The sequence below is a fragment of the Luteibacter sp. 3190 genome (genome assembly GCF_031456385.1).
GTDB lineage: Bacteria > Pseudomonadota > Gammaproteobacteria > Xanthomonadales > Rhodanobacteraceae > Luteibacter.
The window spans coordinates 1,892,555-1,906,805 of the sequence record NZ_JAVDUO010000001.1 but is presented as its reverse complement, the minus strand read 5'-3'; the positions used below and the strand labels follow the sequence as shown (position 1 = coordinate 1,906,805).

17 protein-coding genes and 1 pseudogene are annotated in these 14,251 nt (G+C 69.1%); 1 reads left to right on the top strand and 17 read right to left on the bottom strand.

Annotated elements, in window-relative coordinates; genetic code table 11:
- Positions 1 to 84 precede the first annotated feature (84 nt).
- From fabG to J2X58_RS08585, 14 genes are read right to left on the bottom strand one after another with little or no spacing between them, the layout of a single operon-like run.
- The gene (gene fabG / locus J2X58_RS08650; protein ID WP_310047595.1) at positions 85 to 813 is read right to left on the bottom strand and encodes a 3-oxoacyl-ACP reductase FabG; all 729 of its coding nucleotides are present in this window, start codon (positions 811 to 813) and stop codon (positions 85 to 87) included.
- Entirely contained in the window at positions 810 to 1,283 is a 474-nt protein-coding gene (locus J2X58_RS08645; RefSeq protein ID WP_310047593.1) for a hotdog family protein, read from the bottom strand. Before J2X58_RS08645 ends, fabG begins: the two co-directional genes overlap by 4 nt.
- Positions 1,280 to 2,461, bottom strand: a complete 1,182-nt coding sequence (locus J2X58_RS08640) for a beta-ketoacyl-ACP synthase (RefSeq protein WP_310047591.1) — start codon at positions 2,459 to 2,461, stop codon at positions 1,280 to 1,282. The genes J2X58_RS08645 and J2X58_RS08640 overlap by 4 nt, the downstream gene beginning before the upstream one ends.
- Positions 2,458 to 3,180, bottom strand: coding sequence for a class I SAM-dependent methyltransferase (locus J2X58_RS08635; RefSeq protein WP_310047590.1), 723 nt, complete (start codon positions 3,178 to 3,180; stop codon positions 2,458 to 2,460). The genes J2X58_RS08640 and J2X58_RS08635 overlap by 4 nt, the downstream gene beginning before the upstream one ends.
- Positions 3,177 to 3,638 (bottom strand): acyl-CoA thioesterase, encoded by a 462-nt coding sequence (locus J2X58_RS08630; RefSeq protein ID WP_345784560.1) that lies wholly within the window; start codon positions 3,636 to 3,638, stop codon positions 3,177 to 3,179. Before J2X58_RS08630 ends, J2X58_RS08635 begins: the two co-directional genes overlap by 4 nt.
- Positions 3,628 to 4,578, bottom strand: a complete 951-nt coding sequence (locus J2X58_RS08625; protein WP_310047589.1) for a glycosyl transferase — start codon at positions 4,576 to 4,578, stop codon at positions 3,628 to 3,630. Before J2X58_RS08625 ends, J2X58_RS08630 begins: the two co-directional genes overlap by 11 nt.
- Positions 4,571 to 5,743: a hypothetical protein gene (locus tag J2X58_RS08620; protein WP_310047588.1), complete on the bottom strand. Its 1,173-nt coding sequence runs from the start codon at positions 5,741 to 5,743 to the stop codon at positions 4,571 to 4,573. The genes J2X58_RS08625 and J2X58_RS08620 overlap by 8 nt, the downstream gene beginning before the upstream one ends.
- On the bottom strand, positions 5,731 to 6,000 hold the full coding sequence (locus tag J2X58_RS08615; RefSeq protein WP_310047586.1) for a phosphopantetheine-binding protein: 270 nt from the start codon (positions 5,998 to 6,000) through the stop codon (positions 5,731 to 5,733). Before J2X58_RS08615 ends, J2X58_RS08620 begins: the two co-directional genes overlap by 13 nt.
- Positions 5,997 to 6,782: a lysophospholipid acyltransferase family protein gene (locus J2X58_RS08610; RefSeq protein ID WP_310047583.1), complete on the bottom strand. Its 786-nt coding sequence runs from the start codon at positions 6,780 to 6,782 to the stop codon at positions 5,997 to 5,999. Before J2X58_RS08610 ends, J2X58_RS08615 begins: the two co-directional genes overlap by 4 nt.
- Positions 6,758 to 7,483 (bottom strand): beta-ketoacyl synthase chain length factor, encoded by a 726-nt coding sequence (locus tag J2X58_RS08605; RefSeq protein WP_310047581.1) that lies wholly within the window; start codon positions 7,481 to 7,483, stop codon positions 6,758 to 6,760. The genes J2X58_RS08610 and J2X58_RS08605 overlap by 25 nt, the downstream gene beginning before the upstream one ends.
- Positions 7,480 to 8,706 carry a beta-ketoacyl synthase N-terminal-like domain-containing protein gene (locus J2X58_RS08600; RefSeq protein WP_310047580.1) on the bottom strand — a complete coding sequence of 409 codons (1,227 nt, stop codon included), beginning with the start codon at positions 8,704 to 8,706 and terminating at the stop codon, positions 7,480 to 7,482. Before J2X58_RS08600 ends, J2X58_RS08605 begins: the two co-directional genes overlap by 4 nt.
- A complete protein-coding gene (locus tag J2X58_RS08595) occupies positions 8,706 to 9,968 on the bottom strand; it encodes a beta-ketoacyl-ACP synthase (RefSeq protein ID WP_310047579.1) in 1,263 nt (420 codons plus the stop codon). Before J2X58_RS08595 ends, J2X58_RS08600 begins: the two co-directional genes overlap by 1 nt.
- 10 nt (positions 9,969 to 9,978) lie before the next feature.
- Positions 9,979 to 10,767 (bottom strand): glycosyltransferase family 2 protein, encoded by a 789-nt coding sequence (locus J2X58_RS08590; RefSeq protein WP_310047577.1) that lies wholly within the window; start codon positions 10,765 to 10,767, stop codon positions 9,979 to 9,981.
- A gap of 8 nt (positions 10,768 to 10,775) precedes the next feature.
- Positions 10,776 to 11,045, bottom strand: coding sequence for an acyl carrier protein (locus J2X58_RS08585; RefSeq protein ID WP_090052427.1), 270 nt, complete (start codon positions 11,043 to 11,045; stop codon positions 10,776 to 10,778).
- A gap of 420 nt (positions 11,046 to 11,465) precedes the next feature.
- Here J2X58_RS08585 and J2X58_RS08580 point away from each other — a divergent pair, with 420 nt between their 5' ends.
- Positions 11,466 to 11,594 (top strand): hypothetical protein, encoded by a 129-nt coding sequence (locus J2X58_RS08580; protein WP_255364475.1) that lies wholly within the window; start codon positions 11,466 to 11,468, stop codon positions 11,592 to 11,594.
- 51 nt (positions 11,595 to 11,645) lie between these two features.
- Here the strand turns inward: J2X58_RS08580 and J2X58_RS08575 are convergent, their stop codons facing one another.
- From J2X58_RS08575 to J2X58_RS08565, 3 genes and pseudogenes are all read right to left on the bottom strand, one after another.
- Positions 11,646 to 11,912, bottom strand: coding sequence for a cold shock domain-containing protein (locus J2X58_RS08575; protein WP_310047574.1), 267 nt, complete (start codon positions 11,910 to 11,912; stop codon positions 11,646 to 11,648).
- Positions 11,913 to 12,212: 300 nt separating this feature from the next.
- Entirely contained in the window at positions 12,213 to 12,995 is a 783-nt protein-coding gene (locus tag J2X58_RS08570; protein WP_310047572.1) for a hypothetical protein, read from the bottom strand.
- Between the two features lie 837 nt (positions 12,996 to 13,832).
- A pseudogene (locus J2X58_RS08565) lies at positions 13,833 to 14,024 on the bottom strand (cold-shock protein); the annotation flags it as partial.
- Between the last annotated feature and the right edge of the window lie 227 nt (positions 14,025 to 14,251).

Genomic DNA, 14,251 nt, shown 5'->3' with positions numbered 1-14,251 from the left:
GACGGACGCCGCGTCGGATGCATCGCCGATACGATCGGCTCCCACCCTTCGGTAGCGGGTCCCCGCGCGGGTCATGACGATCCGTCAGCAGAGTCCGCCGTTCACGGCGAGCACCTGCCGCGTGATGTAACCCGCTTCCGGGCTCATCAGGAAGCGGACGGCCGCGGCGACCTCCTCCGGCGTGCCGGTGCGCTCCATCGGGATGGCTTTCAGGATCTGCTCCACCGGCACGTCGGGATCGAGCATGTCGGTATCGATCAGCCCGGGCGCGACGCAGTTCACGGTGATCCGGCGCTTGGCCAGTTCGACGGCCAGCGCCTTGGCGGCACCGATCACGCCGGCCTTCGAGGCGCTGTAATTGACCTGCCCACGATTGCCGATCAGTCCCGACACCGACGTGATGCACACGATGCGCCCCGCGGCGCGGCGACGAATCATCGGCATCGCCAGCGGATGCAGCACGTTGTAGAAGCCGTCGAGATTCGTGCGCAGCACCTGGTCCCAGTCGTCGGACGTGAGGCCGGGGAACGCGCCATCGCGCGTGAGGCCGGCGTTGCAGACCACGCCGTAGTACGCGCCGTGCGCGGCGACATCGGCCTCGAGGGCCTGGGCGCATGCCGCGCGGTCGGAGATGTCGAACTGGAGGGCGCGCGCGGCGCGGCCTTTCGCCTCGATCGCCTGTTGCACGGCCTCCGCCTCCTCGCGCCGCGAACGGCAGTGCAACACGAGGTCGTAGCCGGCGTCGGCGAGGTTCAGCGCGATCGCGCGGCCGATGCCCCGGCTGGAGCCGGTGACGAGGACGGTGTCGGTCATGGTGGGGTACCCCGGGAATCGAGTGGGTTGCGCGGATCGAGGAATGGCGTGGGATCCGGCGGACTGAAAACGGTGAGGCGCGCCTCGGCGTGCATGCCCGGCGCGTCGATGCGACAGGCGAACGCGCCCATCCCGTCGTCGTCGTGGAACTGGCGCACGGCTTCGACGGTGAGTTTCGTGCCGGTCGGGAACGTGTCCGCGTCGGCGCGGTAGGCGCGCGTGCCGAGAAGGAAGCCCGGGCGCACGGCGCCACCCGCGGCGAGCACCTGGCAGCCGTTCCACGCGGCGATGGCCTGCGCCATGAGCTCCACGCCGGCCCAGGCCGGGAAACCGTGCGTGTCGACGAAGGCGTCGCCGGCCCGCACCACGCGTTCGCAGACGATGCGCTCGGCGTCCCAGGCGACCACGCGGTCGAGCAGGATCATGCGGCCGGCGTGCGGCAGGAGTTCGTCGATCGACCAGGTCGTCATGCGCCACCCGCCAGGATCACGCTCGCGTTGTTGCCGCCGAACGCGAACGAATTGCTCATGAGGTGGCGCCGGCCCGCCGGCAGCGCGTCGCCCACCCGCGTGAAGGCGAGAGACGGAAGGGTGGCATCGGCGTCGCCATCCCATGCATGCGGCGGCAGGCGGCGCCGCGCGTCGCCGAGCGCGAGCCAGCAGAATGCCGCTTCCAGGGCACCGGCGGCGCCGAGCGTATGGCCGGTGAGCGCCTTGGTCGACGAGCAGGCGACCGCGGAGGCGCCGAAGACGGCAGCCATGGCGCGGCTTTCCATCGCGTCGTTGTGCTCGGTGGCGGTACCGTGGAGGTTCACGTAATCGATGCTCGATGCGGCGATGCCCGCGGCGTCGAGCGCGCGACGCATCGCGTCGGTGGCGCCGTGGCCGTCCGGGTCGGGGGACGACATATGGTACGCGTCCGAGCTCGCGCCGCCGCCGAGGAACGCGATCGGCGCATCCTCCCGCGTCATCAGGAACAGCGCGGCGGCCTCGCCGATGTTGATGCCGCGCCGCGAGCGCGAGAACGGCGCGCAGCGCTCTGCCGCCGTCGCTTCGAGGGCGTGGAAGCCGTGGGTGGCGAGGCGGCACAGCGTGTCGGCGCCGCCGCAGATCACGGCGTCGCATAGGCCCATGCGCAGCAGGCGACGCGCGCTGAGCAGCGCGCGTGCGCCCGAGGTGCATGCCGTGGAGATGCCGTACGCGGGACCTGAGGCGCCGAGCCACTCGGCGAGGAAGGCGGCCGGGGCACCGAGCTCCTGGTCGGCATAGCGATAGCCGTCCGGCCACGTGCCGGTGACGCCGCGCGTGGCGATGCCGCGCGTGGCTTCCTCGATGCCGGTGGTGCTGGTGCCGACGACGATGCCCACGCGGGTGGCGCCGAAGCGCGCGATCGCTGCCCGCACGTCGGATTCGATTTCTTGCGCGGCGAGCAGGAGCAGCCGGTTGTTCCGGGTGTCCCGATGCTCGAGGCCGGCCGGCATCGGCGGGAGGTCCGTGTCCACGGCGCCCACCGGCAGCGCGCGCGACGGCACCCAGCCGTCGCGCGGTCGCAGGCCGTGCGCCGCCGCCGCGAACAGCGCGTCGGCGACCGCCGCCTTGCCGACGCCGAGCGAGCAGGCCACGCCGAGGGCGTTCAGGTACGTCCTCATGCGTCGAGGCGAGGCTTTCGCGCGGCCACGTTGACCAGCGTTTCGTCGCGCTTGCCCGGCGGTGGCGGCGCCTTGATGCCCCAGCGCTCCAGGAGGCCGAAATCCTTCGATCGGCTCCACCAGAGGTAGGGCAGCGATACGTGGGCGTCGTCGAAAGCGAAGCCGCGGCCGCGCAGCATCGCGAGGTATTCGTCGGCGCTCTTCTGCACGTGCATCGGATGGCGGAAGAACCAGCGGATCACCCACGTGTCGATGTACGCCCTGGTCGATTCGGCGAAGAGCAGCAGGCCGCCGGGCTTGAGCACGCGCCAGAACTCATCGAGCGCGCGCTCCTGTTCCACGAGATGGTGGAAGGTCTGGTGGCAGAACAGGACGTCGACCGATGCGTCGGGCAGGTCGATGCTGGCGCAGTCGCCAAGCAGGAGCGTCGCCTCGATGCCCTCGCGTCGCGCTTCGGCGTGCGACATCGCGATGCTGTGCGGGTCCGCGTCGAGCCCGATGAGCCGCTGCGGCGCGAACGCGTCGCGCAGCAGGCGGAAGGAGCGGCCCTGACCGCAGCCGACGTCCAGCAACGTGCCGCCCCGTGGCAGCGGCTCGCCGATCAGGCGTTTCAGGTCGTCGATGGCGACGCGCAGCACGTGGTGCTGCCACGTATGCGTGCGCAGGAAGACGAACCCGATCCGGGTTTCTTCGACGTAGGTGGCGCTGGCGTACTTCATGGGGGCGTTCCGTTGCTGCGGCGGGCGTCGTGCCGCGCCAGGCCGCGTTCGATGTCGGCGATGAACACGCCGGGCGACACCAGCTGCATCTCGCCGTCGGCGACGCGGACGGCCACCTGGATGGTGCTGGCGCGAGTCAGCCGTTCGCCGCTGGCGGCATCGCTGACGGTGTAGTGGATCTTCAAACGATTCTCCCATTCGACCAGTTCCGCGCGCACGGCCAGCACCTGGCCGAAGCGGGCGGCGCGCGCATAGCGCAGCTGGATGTCGATGATCGGCCAGACGTAGCCGGTCTCCTTCATCCGCGTGTAGTTGTGGCCGAGCTCGTCGAGCAGCGCGCAGCGCGCGATCTCGAGGTACTTCACGTAATGGCCGTGCCAGACGACGTCCATGGAATCCACGTCGAAGAACGGGACCGTGATGTCGACCCGCGTGGCGTGCACACCCTTAGCGCGCATCGGAAGCTCCGTTCGTACCTTGCCAGTACGGGTGGAAGTTGAACCATTGCAACGGTGCCGCGAGGCAGTGCTGCGCGAGCCACGCCGCGTAGCGCGAGACGGACGCGGCGATGATGGCGTCGCGCCGTCCCCGCTCCCATGTCGCCGCGTCGTCGAAACGGCGCAGGTGGATGCGGTAACGGCCGTCGTGCTTCAGGCAGCAGACGACGTTCACGGGGCAACGCAGCATCGCGGCCATCAGCCACGGGCCTTGCGGAAAGGGAGCCGCAGCCCCGAGGAAGTCGACGTCGATGGCGCGGCCGCCGTGCTCCGGCACGCGGTCGCCCGCGATGGCGATCCATTCGCCGCGATCCACGCGCTGGGCGAGGTCGAGCATCGCCGCGGTGTCGAGGTCGCCGACATGCATGAGGCGCAGGCGCCGGTCGCCCGATTCGCCGAGCAGGCGATTGAAGTGGGCGGCCTTCGGCAGGTGCATCAGCACGTTCAGCGCCACGCCTTCGCCGACCTCCGCCATCGCGCGGCAGACATCGAGGTTGCCCAGGTGCGTGCACACGAGCAGCTGGCCGCGGGCACCCGAAAGCAGCGCGTCGCGCACGCCGTCCGGATCGTCCATGTCGATCGACGAGAGCTTCAGCCTGCCGCGCCATACGTCGAAGCGGTCCAGCATGCACTCGCCGAAGGCGACGTACTGCGCGAAGACGGCGCGCGAGCGGGGAAAGAGGTCCGTGCGGCCGCTCCACGCGACCAGGCGTCGCTGATAGTGACGGACGTTGTGCCGCGCCTGCCGTCCGGTGGCGAAGAAGTAGAGCACGATCAGGTGGATCACCGGCGTGACCGCGCGGCGGCCGAGCAGCTTCACCGCGATCGCCGTGAGCTTCATGCCGAGGAAGCTGCCACGCTCCTTCTGCGCGGCCCAGTGCGACGTCGCCACCTTAAGCATGGGCGCCGTCGACGTGCAGGAAGCCGGACGACACGGCGTCGTCGTCGACGCGCCAGCTGAACTGCACGCGGCCTCGCGCGACATCGTGGCGCAGCGCGAGCTGCACGCGGTCGCCCGGGCGCAGCAGGCGCTGGAACTTCAGCGCGTCGATCGCACGGCATGCGGCAGGCGTGCCGAGGCGGGTCGCCGCCATGGCCAGCGCCCATTCCACCTGGAGGACGCCGGGAAGCACCGGCGCGTCGGGGAAATGCTCCGCGAAACAGGCCAGGTCGAGCGGCAACGCCAGGTCGACCAGCCACGTATCGCCGTCGCGTCGCTCGCCGAGCACGTCGGGCAGCGCGGGCAGCGGTGCCTGGAGAGTCGCGTCGACCTGCGTCCGCTCCGGCAGGGTGTCGACGAAGCGCCAGACGAGCGGCGTGGACAACGCGTCGTCGCCGGCGGCCTCCTGGCCGAGCTCGTTGATCAGTCCGGCGCGGCCATGACGCAGTAGCGCAAGACGTCCCGAAGGGGACAGCGCCACGACCATGCCGGGGCCGAGCTTGCCCGCGTAGCCGCCAGCGGCGTCGGCGACCCAGGGATGCGTCCGCAGCCTGAGCGCCGCGCCGTCCATCGGTGCCTTGTTGATGCGGCGACGCAGCCGCTGGCGCAGGATCCATTCGCCGACGAACAGCGCGCCCATGACGGAATAGGCCAGGATGCCGTTGTAGAACGTCCACCACGACAACGGACCCCATGCGGCGAGGACGCCGGACGCCGTGCCGTTGAGCGCGAAGAAGGCCACCCACACCCAGGTAACGCGTCGCGTGTAGCGCACGGCGACGGGCGGAAGGTCGGGCTCCGTCACGCGCGCGATCCGCTCGATCATCGGCGGGCCGAACTTCAGGCTGAGGCCGAACGCCGCGAGGAGCAGGGCGCAGATCAGGCTGGGATACCAGCGCAGCAGGTGGTCCTCGCCGCCGAAGCCGAGCACGGCGCAGTACACGAGCGTGATGCCGAGCATCCAGCGCCCGCCGGGCTGGCGCAGCAGGGCGGGCGCCCGAACCAGCCACAGGGCACCGAGGATGAGCCCGAAGAGCGGCGTCGACACGTGGTCCATGCCGAAGTACACGATGAACGGGTAGAGGATCCCGATCACCACGAGGACGAGGTTGCTCAACCGGCGCATGGGCTACCGCTCGCTTGCACGTAGAGGGCGAGGCTGCGCACGGTTTCGAAATGCGCGCGCGCATCGCGCGAATCCGCCGCGATGCGCAGGCCGTAACGGTTCTGCAGGGCGAGCGCCAGTTCGAGCGCGTCGACCGAGTCGAGGCCGAGACCCTGGCCGAACAGCGGCTGATCGGCCGCGATGTCTTCCGGGCGGAGGTGGTCGAGCGCGAGCGTCTCGACGATCAGCCGGGCGATGTCGCGTTCCAGTTCGTTCATGCCTTCAGTTCCCTGGCGTAAAGGGCGTGGAGGTGTTCGTTGAGGCGGCGCGAGGCTATCGGCGCGGGAACGCCGTCGCTGAAGCTCGCGACGGGGATATCGTCGCCCACACGCAGCTCCATGCGCACGCGACGGTGCGGCACGCGGTACCACGGTTCCGCCTTGGTCAACGTCGTAGGGCGCACGGTGATGTACACCGGCGTCACCACCCGGGCACCCCGCACCGCGATCGCGGCCGCGCCGCGATGGAACACCGGCGGCTCGCCGGGCGTGGTGCGCGTGCCTTCCGGGAAGACGATCAACGTCTGGCCCTCGCGCAGCACGTCCGCCGCGCGGTCGAGCATGTCGGCGCTGCCGTCGTTGCTGATGTATTGCGCGACGCGGACCGGGCCGCGCATGAAGGGATTCCGCCAGAGGCTGTGCTTCACGACGCAGTTCGCGTCGGGCACGTGCCCGAGCAGGAAGACCACGTCGATCAGCGACGGATGGTTGGCGACGATCAGCTGACCCGGCCGGCCGAGCCGCTCGAGGCCGTCGAAGCGGTAATCGAGTACGCCCATCCGATACATGAATTGCGAGTGCAGCCAGAAGGCGCGTCCGACGGTGCGTCGCGCGCGGCGGCGGCGCAGGGCGGGCGGTCCGGGCCAGTGCAGCACCGCGGGGAGGATCAGCACGCGCAGCAACAGGCCCCCGATGCCGAACAGGGCGAAACTGAGCGCGGTGCCGACGAAGCGCCAGGCCCAGGCGTCGCGGCGGGTCACGCTGTCGGCTGCCAGGTCCATCGTCGCGTCTTCCACGGGTGATCGAGGGTGGCACGATCGTGCAGGGCGCGCACGAAACGCAGCGCGTGCGGGAAGTCCCGGACGGGTGCCGCGCCCTCGTTCGCGTCGAGCGAGAGATGCCAGCCCTGTCCATCCGCCGCGTGCGAGAGGCGCAGTGCCAGCGTATACGAGAACGGCACGTCGTCGATCCATCCGTCGTAAGCGGCGGCAGGCACTTCTTCCGCGACGACGGCGACCACGGCCGGGGCACCCTCGTCGAGCAGTGCGGCCGCCTCCACGATCGCGTGCTCGAAGGTGTCCGCTTCGCCAGCCAGCGCGACGGATTCGCCACGCTGGCCGCGCAGGATCGACCACTGGCCGGCGATCGCGTTGTGCACCGACAGGCCGAACTGCGTGGGGGATAGCGGCGCCTCGCGGCCGATCTCGTCGAGCATCGCGAACGTGCGGGTCGTCTCGCCATGCCGCGAGGCGAAGACGAACGGCAGCTGCTCGTCGTCGCCGCACAGGGGCCACGCGGCGTGCATGACGATGCGCGCCAGCCGGCTGAGGCGGCGCCGCTGCATCGGTGGCACGAACTCGCAGGCCGGCTGTTCGCCGTGGTCGACGATCGCGTGCGGCGCCGCGGCCCATGCCGCCCAGCCGGCGGCATCGTCGATTCCCGGGGCCCAGGCACGCCACGCGTCGACGCTGAGCGCGATCATGCGCCGGCCTCGTGGTAGCGGCGGATCATCAACGCGGCGCAGCTGCCGCCGAAGCCGAAGGTGTTGGAGAGCACGCTGTCCACGGGTGCCGCGAGCTCGCCCTCGACCAGCGGCGCATCGGCGAACGCGGCATCGCGCTCGCCCGCGGGGGCCGGGCCCAGCAGGACGTCGTTCTCCATCATGCCGATGGCCGCGATGGCGTCGAGGGCGCCCGCGGCCGCGGGCGCGTGGCCGATGAGGCCCTTGATCGAGGACATCGGCGGCACGGGATGCCCGCGATCGCCGAAGACGCGGCGCAGCGCCTGCCATTCGGCGAGGTCGCCCGCCACCGTGGCGCAGGCGTGCGTATTGACGTACCCAGGCAAGGTCCCCGCCAGATCGATCGCCTGATGCATGGCCTCGGCCATGCCGTCGGCGGCGGGGCTGATCATGCCGTCGGGATCGGATGCGGCGCCGTACCCGGCCATCTCGGCGAGGATCGTCGCGCCTCTCGCGAGCGCCGAATCCAGCGATTCCAGCACCAGCACGCCGGCGCCGCCGCCGAGCAGGATGCCGTCGCGATCCGCGGCGTACGGCGTGGACACACGCTCGCCGGCCACGCTCGTGGTCGACAGCGCGTTCATCACGTCGAAGCACATGGCGGCCTTGTCGTGCAGCTCCTCGGCGCCGCCGCAGATCACGATCTCCTGCCGGCCGAGCTGGATGAGCTCCATCGCCTGGCCGATCGCGTGGGTGGCGCTGGTGCACGCCGAACCCACCGTGAAACCGCGACCGCCGAAGCCGAACGCCTGGGTGAGCGTCGCGGAGACCGCGCTGCCCATGCTTCGCGGCACGATGAAGGGCGACAGGCGTGAGATGCCCTTCGCATGGAAGACGTCGAGGCCGGCCTCGTATTCGCTCAGCGCCGCGGCGCCCCCCATGACGATGCCGACGTCGCGTTCGCGCACGCGCGACGCGTCGAGGCCGGCTTCGCCGAGCGCTTCGCGCGTGGCGTGCCACGCGTGTTCGGCGGCCTGCGGCAGATAGCGGCGCAGCTTGCGCGGCGGAGGTTCCAGCGCCGAAAGGTCGGCCGGCGCCGCGACCTGGCAGCGCATGCCGAGCGCGGCGAAGTCGGGCATCGCGCGGAAGCCCGCGCGACCGGCGCGCAGGCCGTCGAACAGGGCGGCGCGGCCTGCGCCCAGGCAGGACACCGCGCCCATGCCGGTGACGACCACTCGCCGCATCAGCGGTGCGCCCGGAAGATCAGCGACGTGTTGATGCCGCCGAACGCGAAGTTGTTGTTCATCACGTGATCGGTGCGGATGTCGCGCCCCTCGCCGGTGACGTAATCGAGGACCGCGCATTCCGGATCGGGCGTGTCGAGGTTGATCGTCGGCGCGAACCACCCGCCGCGCATCATCTCGATGGCCCACCACGCTTCCAGCGCGCCGCAGGCGCCGAGCGTGTGGCCCACGTAGCTCTTCATCGAGCTGATCGGCACGCCGCCGCCGAGCACGTCGGCGGTCGCGTGGCTCTCCGCGACATCGCCGCGATCGGTGGCCGTGCCGTGCGCGCTGACGTAGCCGATGTCCGCGGCGGCGAGGCCCGCGTCGTCGAGCGCCATTCGCATCGCGGCGGCCATGGTCTCGCGCGTCGGCTGGGTGATGTGCGCGCCGTCGGAGTTGGTGCCGAAGCCGACGACCTCGGCGTAGATGCGCGCACCGCGGGCCATCGCGTGCTCGTATTCCTCGAGCACGAGCGTCGTGGCGCCTTCGCCGACGACCAGGCCGTCGCGACGCGCATCGAACGGACGCGGCGTCAGCGCGGGTTCGTCGTTGCGCGTGCTCGTGGCGAAGAGGGTATCGAACACGGCCGCGCCGGGACCGGAGAGTTCCTCGGCGCCACCGCAGAGCATCAGGAGCTGCTTGCCCTGCTGGATCGCCTCGTAGCCGTAACCGATCGCCTGGCTGCCGGACGTGCACGCGCTGGACGTGGTGACGACACGGCCCTTCAATCCGAAGAACACGCCGACGTTCACGGCCGTCGTGTGCGCCATCATCTGGATGTAGCTCGTGGCCGTGACGCCCTGCATCGAGCCCGTCTCGAGCATGCGGCCGACCGTGCGCGCGGGTTCGATGCTGCCGCCCGACGAGCCGTACGCGACGCCCATCCGTCCGTCGGCGATGCGTTCGTCGCCGAGGAGGCCGGCGTCGTCGAGCGCGCGTTCGCTCGCCGCGACGGCGAGCTGGGCGACGCGTCCCATCGAGCGGACGTGCTTGCGGGACCAGTGCGCCGGTTGCGTGAAAGCGTCGACCGGCGCGCCGAGGCGTCCGTTGAGCTTGTCGAAGTAGTCCCACTCGCCCATGCGGCGCACGGCGTTGCGGAACTGGCGCAGGCGCGCCTCGATCGTCGGCCAGTCGTTGCCGAGGGCCGTGATGCCACCGATGCCGGTGACGACGACGCGCTTCGGCGCGCGGCCCGGGGTAGGGTGCTGCGGTGCGTTCATGTGCTGACGTTCATCGTTGGCCGGCACGGCCGAGCCTGCGCGCGAGCAGGCGAGGCGCGCGCGGGAGCATGCCGAGGATCAGGCGGGTGTGCATGGCGGTGATGCGGACGTTGTCGCGCCACATGCGGAAATGCGAAAGCCCGCCTTCCGGATAGGTGACGCGCGTCGGGACGTTGCGCACCGGCACGCCCCGCCAGTGCAGTCGCACGGCGATCTCGGTGTCGAAATCCATGCGGGCGGGGAGGGGTTTGCGCGCGATCTCGGCCCGGGTGGCGGCCAGCGGATAGAGCCGGTACCCGCACATCGAATCGTCGATGGCGAACGACAGCGTCTCGAGCCACACGCACGCGTGCGTGAGGTAGCGGCCGTACAGGCGTGCCTTCGGCACCGAATCGTCGTACACGGGGCGACCGCAGATCATGGCGTCGGGCGCGTTTCTGGCTTCGGCGAGGAAGCGCGGCACGTCCGCCGTGTCGTGCTGCCCGTCCGCGTCGATCTGCAGCACGTGCGAGTGTCCGGCGTCGTGCGCCGCGAGGAAGCCGGCCGTGAGGGCGGCGCCCTTGCCGCCATTGCGAGGCAGCCGGATCAGGCGCAGGTCGGCGCGTCCGGCGACCAGCGCGTCGAGGATGTCGCGCGTCGCCGCGTCGGAACCGTCGTCGACGATGATGACCGGAAGGCCGTGCGCGGCAAGCGCGTTCGCGGTCGCCGCGATGGTGCCGCCATGGTTGTAGATCGGAACGACCGCGCAGGGCGCGAAGGTTCGCGCCGCGGTATCGCGCGGTCCGCTGCTGCCCGGCATCGGATCGTTCAGCGCGCGACGAGCGCCTGCACGGTGGCGACGACGTCGCCGACCGTCCGGACGCTCTTGAAGTCCTCCGGCTTGATGCGCGTGCCGGTCATGTCCTGCACCTGGATCGCCAGGTCGATGGCATCGATGCTGTCGAGTTCCAGATCGGTGAACAGGTTGGCATCGGGCGTCACCCGGGCCGGGTCGATCTCGAACGTCTCGTGCAGGACGGACCGCAGGCGCGCGAGGACATCGTCGGAGGTGAAGGTTTCAGCTGGGATCGCGCTCATAGCTCGGTAAGTCCATTTCATCCCCGGGTCGCGCCGGTACCGTGCCCTGCGAGGGCGAACGGTTCCGCGCCACCGCCGAGGCGACGAAGGTGATCGGAATGCTCTGGTTGTTGCCATCCGCCGGATGGCGTCCCCTGACCTAAAAGCGTCGTGCAGGCAAAGCCTTACAAGATCGCCAAGGCCGGGAAAGTGTACCAGATCGCAGTCCATGACAATCGGACTTACGAAAAATCTCAGCTCATCCCCGGCCTGGGCCTGTCCGGCCGTCCCGGACACAACGTCCGCGGACACCGGCGCGCGGAAGCGCGTGGTGCGCCGGACCGCGCGGGAATGCGGTCCGCGGGCCTTCTCCGCGATTGGCACGCCTCTTGCGACACACCTCGCGAGAGCCTGACCGACCACTGCCCGAGGACGATCCCCATGAAATTCGAAACCGCCATCCTGAAGACCTTCTTCGTCGTCGCCGTCCTGACCTGCGCCCTGACGTTCGGCGCGATGGTGACCGCGCCCGTGCCGTCGGCCGCGAACCTGGTCGCGGCTGCGCGATGACCTGGCGCGAGTTCCACCCGTCCGCGAGGACGGGTGGGCGACCTGCGGGAGCTATCCAGGCACGACCGCGCAGGCTTGCAGTCCCTTCGGGCCGTTGCAGGACGTGAAGCTGACTCGCTGTCCTTCCTGCAGGGTCTTGAAGCCCTCGCTTTTGATCTCCGAGTAATGGACGAAGTGGTCATCGTCCTTCGTCCCCTTCGAACCGTCGCTTGAATCGGCCGTGATGAAGCCGAACCCCTTCGCTTCGTTGAACCACTTCACCGTTCCGGTGAGGGAAGTGCCCACCGCGCGCGCTCTATCTTTCGTTGCAATGCTCATGACCGTATCCACTCCTTGATGTGGTGCAGCCTGCGACGGCTTAACATTGCCGTCACCGACAGCGTATGTCGGTCACGCCGATTCCGCGCATCGCCGGGTATCGGCCATGCGTCGTAGGGGCAGCGCGAAACGCGATGACACATCAACATCATCGCGTGAGCCGTTCCGATTTCGCTTAGGCATCGTCGAACGATCGGCGCCTTCGCCGCTGACGATGCAGACGGGCGGCGCGCTCATTCTTCGATGTACTCCGTTCCCTGGTGTCGATGCATGAGCGGCAGCTCCATGCCTCCGTCTCAACTAGCCTGTCTTCGCGCGCCGCCATCGCGCCCACAGGGTCCGGAGCCAGGCGCAGGGCGACCATCGGTCGACCGGTTCTCTTTCGTTGGGCGTCGGTTGTTCGGTGAAACCGGCTCGAGGGAAACGAAAGCGGCCGAAGATGACTTTCAGATCATAGTTGTCAGCGGATCCGGTCAGTCCTGCCATTACCACATGGCTGCCTTCCTGCACGGCGACGCCTGCGGAACGGATGACGTATTCGAGTGGGTCCCAGGCGAAACCGCGGTCCCCAAAACCATGGTCGAGCTGACCATCAACGAGGTACCGGGCGGCAAGGAAGCCGGCGCGCTTGTTGCTTTCCGTCCGTTCGCCCGTCACGACGACGCTGCCGGCTCTGTCGATCGCAGCATCCATGTAGAAGCAGCCGCCGACCCAGGGCGGAGTGGTAGCGATTCCTCCCCTGGCGAACGTGGTGTCGGGACGGCCGTCCTTCGTGATGCCGACCACGAAGCCGAGATTGGCGTTTCTGCGCCCTGCGAGCACGTAGCCGGAGTTCGTCTCCACGAATCCGACCAGCAGGTCCGCGGCGTCGCTGGGGTTGGCATCGTTCGGTACCACGTACGTGCCGTCCGTGCCGAACGTCGTGTCCAACGCCATCTCGCCGTCGTCGCCGGCCACATAGCGGCGCACTTCGGCCCGGCTCTGGGTGCTTCCGGCCAGCAGAAAGCGGTCGCCATCGATCGGTCGCCCGAACATCCGCTCGCCGGCGTACGGGCGGTCCCCGACATGGAACGGCATGAGCATGTATCCGAGGTCGCGGTTGAACGATGAGTCCTGCTGAAAGGGCGTATCCGGATCAGGTCGTACGAGGCGTATGGCGAATCCCCGCGTTTCCTGCAGAGCGTTCTGGGCGCGGCCGATACATAAATGGTGTCGGCCGCTCGCATGAAAAGATCGATCCCGTGAATCGGCGCGAAACCGTCGCCGAGTTTCGGGACGAGGATGCCTCGCTCGCCAAAGGCCGTATCGAAGGCGCCGTCCGGTGACATCGTCGACAGACTCGCAAGATTGATGTCCTCGCCTTCGGGCTTTAGATGGAGCGCGATCAGTATCCGGCCTTCGGGTAACACGCAGATGCGCGTAGGCTCGCGCCGATCCGTTGCCGGCCCGAAGCCGAAGCCATTGCCGGATGGACCGAACGCCGTATCCGGGGTGCCGCCGGGCCTGGATTTGAAGATGGCCCATCGGACCGGTGCGTCCGCCTGCCTGCGTGCAGCCCAATAGCCGATGTAGAGGCTACCGTCGGGGCCAACGGCAGGCGGGGAGGCGTTCGCAGCCCATGCGCGATCGCCCTGCGCGAGCAGCACGCCCTCGTTCCCGAAGGTCCCGTCGATTTTCGACGCCTTCAGCGGCTCGGCGCGGTGATGATCCCCGTCGTGCGTATGTTTGCGAATCACTGTTTCTTCCCTGATCTGCGTGTGGCGGCCAACGAGCTCCTTCGTCGGCTCGGCTCGACTTCACACGGGGTGTGCGTGTCACGCGTCGTTCTTCAAGCCTCGAGACCGTCGGTTGCTGTCACCGGTGCCGATGGGCTGCCTGGTCCCTGTCGTGCGCGTGGTTTTCGCTGGCGCGCCCGCACTTTCGCACGTTGGCGGCTTGCGGGCCTTTGGGGCCATGGTCGAGGTCGAACTCGACTTCCTCTTGCTCATTCAGCGACTTGAATCCCGAGGCCTGTATGGCGCTGTAATGGACGAAGACGTCCTTCTCTCCATTGTCGGGCGCTATGAACCCATACCCCTTTTCCGCATTGAACCACTTCACCTTGCCTTTCATCTCCAAGCTCCACTCCCTGGTCGTCTAGCGATGGCTCCATGCCATCGTGGTGTTATGCAACTGACCCGCCGTGGTACGCGCCTTCGTGGTGGGTTCGTTTCCGGTGCCCACCGTACGCCTGGACGGTTCGCTCCGCGATCTCCCATCGGGTGTAGGAGCGGAAGCCCGTTTCAGGCAAGAAAAAGGCCGCCGGCTTTCGCGGGCGGCCTTTTCGGTGCGACGAAGCG

What these genes read in the sequence shown, in the direction of transcription:
- J2X58_RS08570 (WP_310047572.1), bottom strand. Translation starts at nt 12,995, where the DNA reads ATGCTCATGCCGTTCCATGTCGGGGACCGCCCGTACGCCGGCGAGCGG.
- J2X58_RS08580 (WP_255364475.1), top strand. Translation starts at nt 11,466, where the DNA reads ATGAAATTCGAAACCGCCATCCTGAAGACCTTCTTCGTCGTCGCCGTC.
- J2X58_RS08590 (WP_310047577.1), bottom strand. Translation starts at nt 10,767, where the DNA reads ATGCCGGGCAGCAGCGGACCGCGCGATACCGCGGCGCGAACCTTCGCG.
- J2X58_RS08610 (WP_310047583.1), bottom strand. Translation starts at nt 6,782, where the DNA reads ATGGACCTGGCAGCCGACAGCGTGACCCGCCGCGACGCCTGGGCCTGG.
- J2X58_RS08600 (WP_310047580.1), bottom strand. Translation starts at nt 8,706, where the DNA reads ATGCGGCGAGTGGTCGTCACCGGCATGGGCGCGGTGTCCTGCCTGGGC.
- J2X58_RS08595 (WP_310047579.1), bottom strand. Translation starts at nt 9,968, where the DNA reads ATGAACGCACCGCAGCACCCTACCCCGGGCCGCGCGCCGAAGCGCGTC.
- J2X58_RS08645 (WP_310047593.1), bottom strand. Translation starts at nt 1,283, where the DNA reads ATGACGACCTGGTCGATCGACGAACTCCTGCCGCACGCCGGCCGCATG.
- J2X58_RS08585 (WP_090052427.1), bottom strand. Translation starts at nt 11,045, where the DNA reads ATGAGCGCGATCCCAGCTGAAACCTTCACCTCCGACGATGTCCTCGCG.
- J2X58_RS08620 (WP_310047588.1), bottom strand. Translation starts at nt 5,743, where the DNA reads ATGCGCCGGTTGAGCAACCTCGTCCTCGTGGTGATCGGGATCCTCTAC.
- J2X58_RS08575 (WP_310047574.1), bottom strand. Translation starts at nt 11,912, where the DNA reads ATGAGCATTGCAACGAAAGATAGAGCGCGCGCGGTGGGCACTTCCCTC.
- J2X58_RS08615 (WP_310047586.1), bottom strand. Translation starts at nt 6,000, where the DNA reads ATGAACGAACTGGAACGCGACATCGCCCGGCTGATCGTCGAGACGCTC.
- J2X58_RS08635 (WP_310047590.1), bottom strand. Translation starts at nt 3,180, where the DNA reads ATGAAGTACGCCAGCGCCACCTACGTCGAAGAAACCCGGATCGGGTTC.
- J2X58_RS08605 (WP_310047581.1), bottom strand. Translation starts at nt 7,483, where the DNA reads ATGATCGCGCTCAGCGTCGACGCGTGGCGTGCCTGGGCCCCGGGAATC.
- fabG (WP_310047595.1), bottom strand. Translation starts at nt 813, where the DNA reads ATGACCGACACCGTCCTCGTCACCGGCTCCAGCCGGGGCATCGGCCGC.
- J2X58_RS08640 (WP_310047591.1), bottom strand. Translation starts at nt 2,461, where the DNA reads ATGAGGACGTACCTGAACGCCCTCGGCGTGGCCTGCTCGCTCGGCGTC.
- J2X58_RS08630 (WP_345784560.1), bottom strand. Translation starts at nt 3,638, where the DNA reads ATGCGCGCTAAGGGTGTGCACGCCACGCGGGTCGACATCACGGTCCCG.
- J2X58_RS08625 (WP_310047589.1), bottom strand. Translation starts at nt 4,578, where the DNA reads ATGCTTAAGGTGGCGACGTCGCACTGGGCCGCGCAGAAGGAGCGTGGC.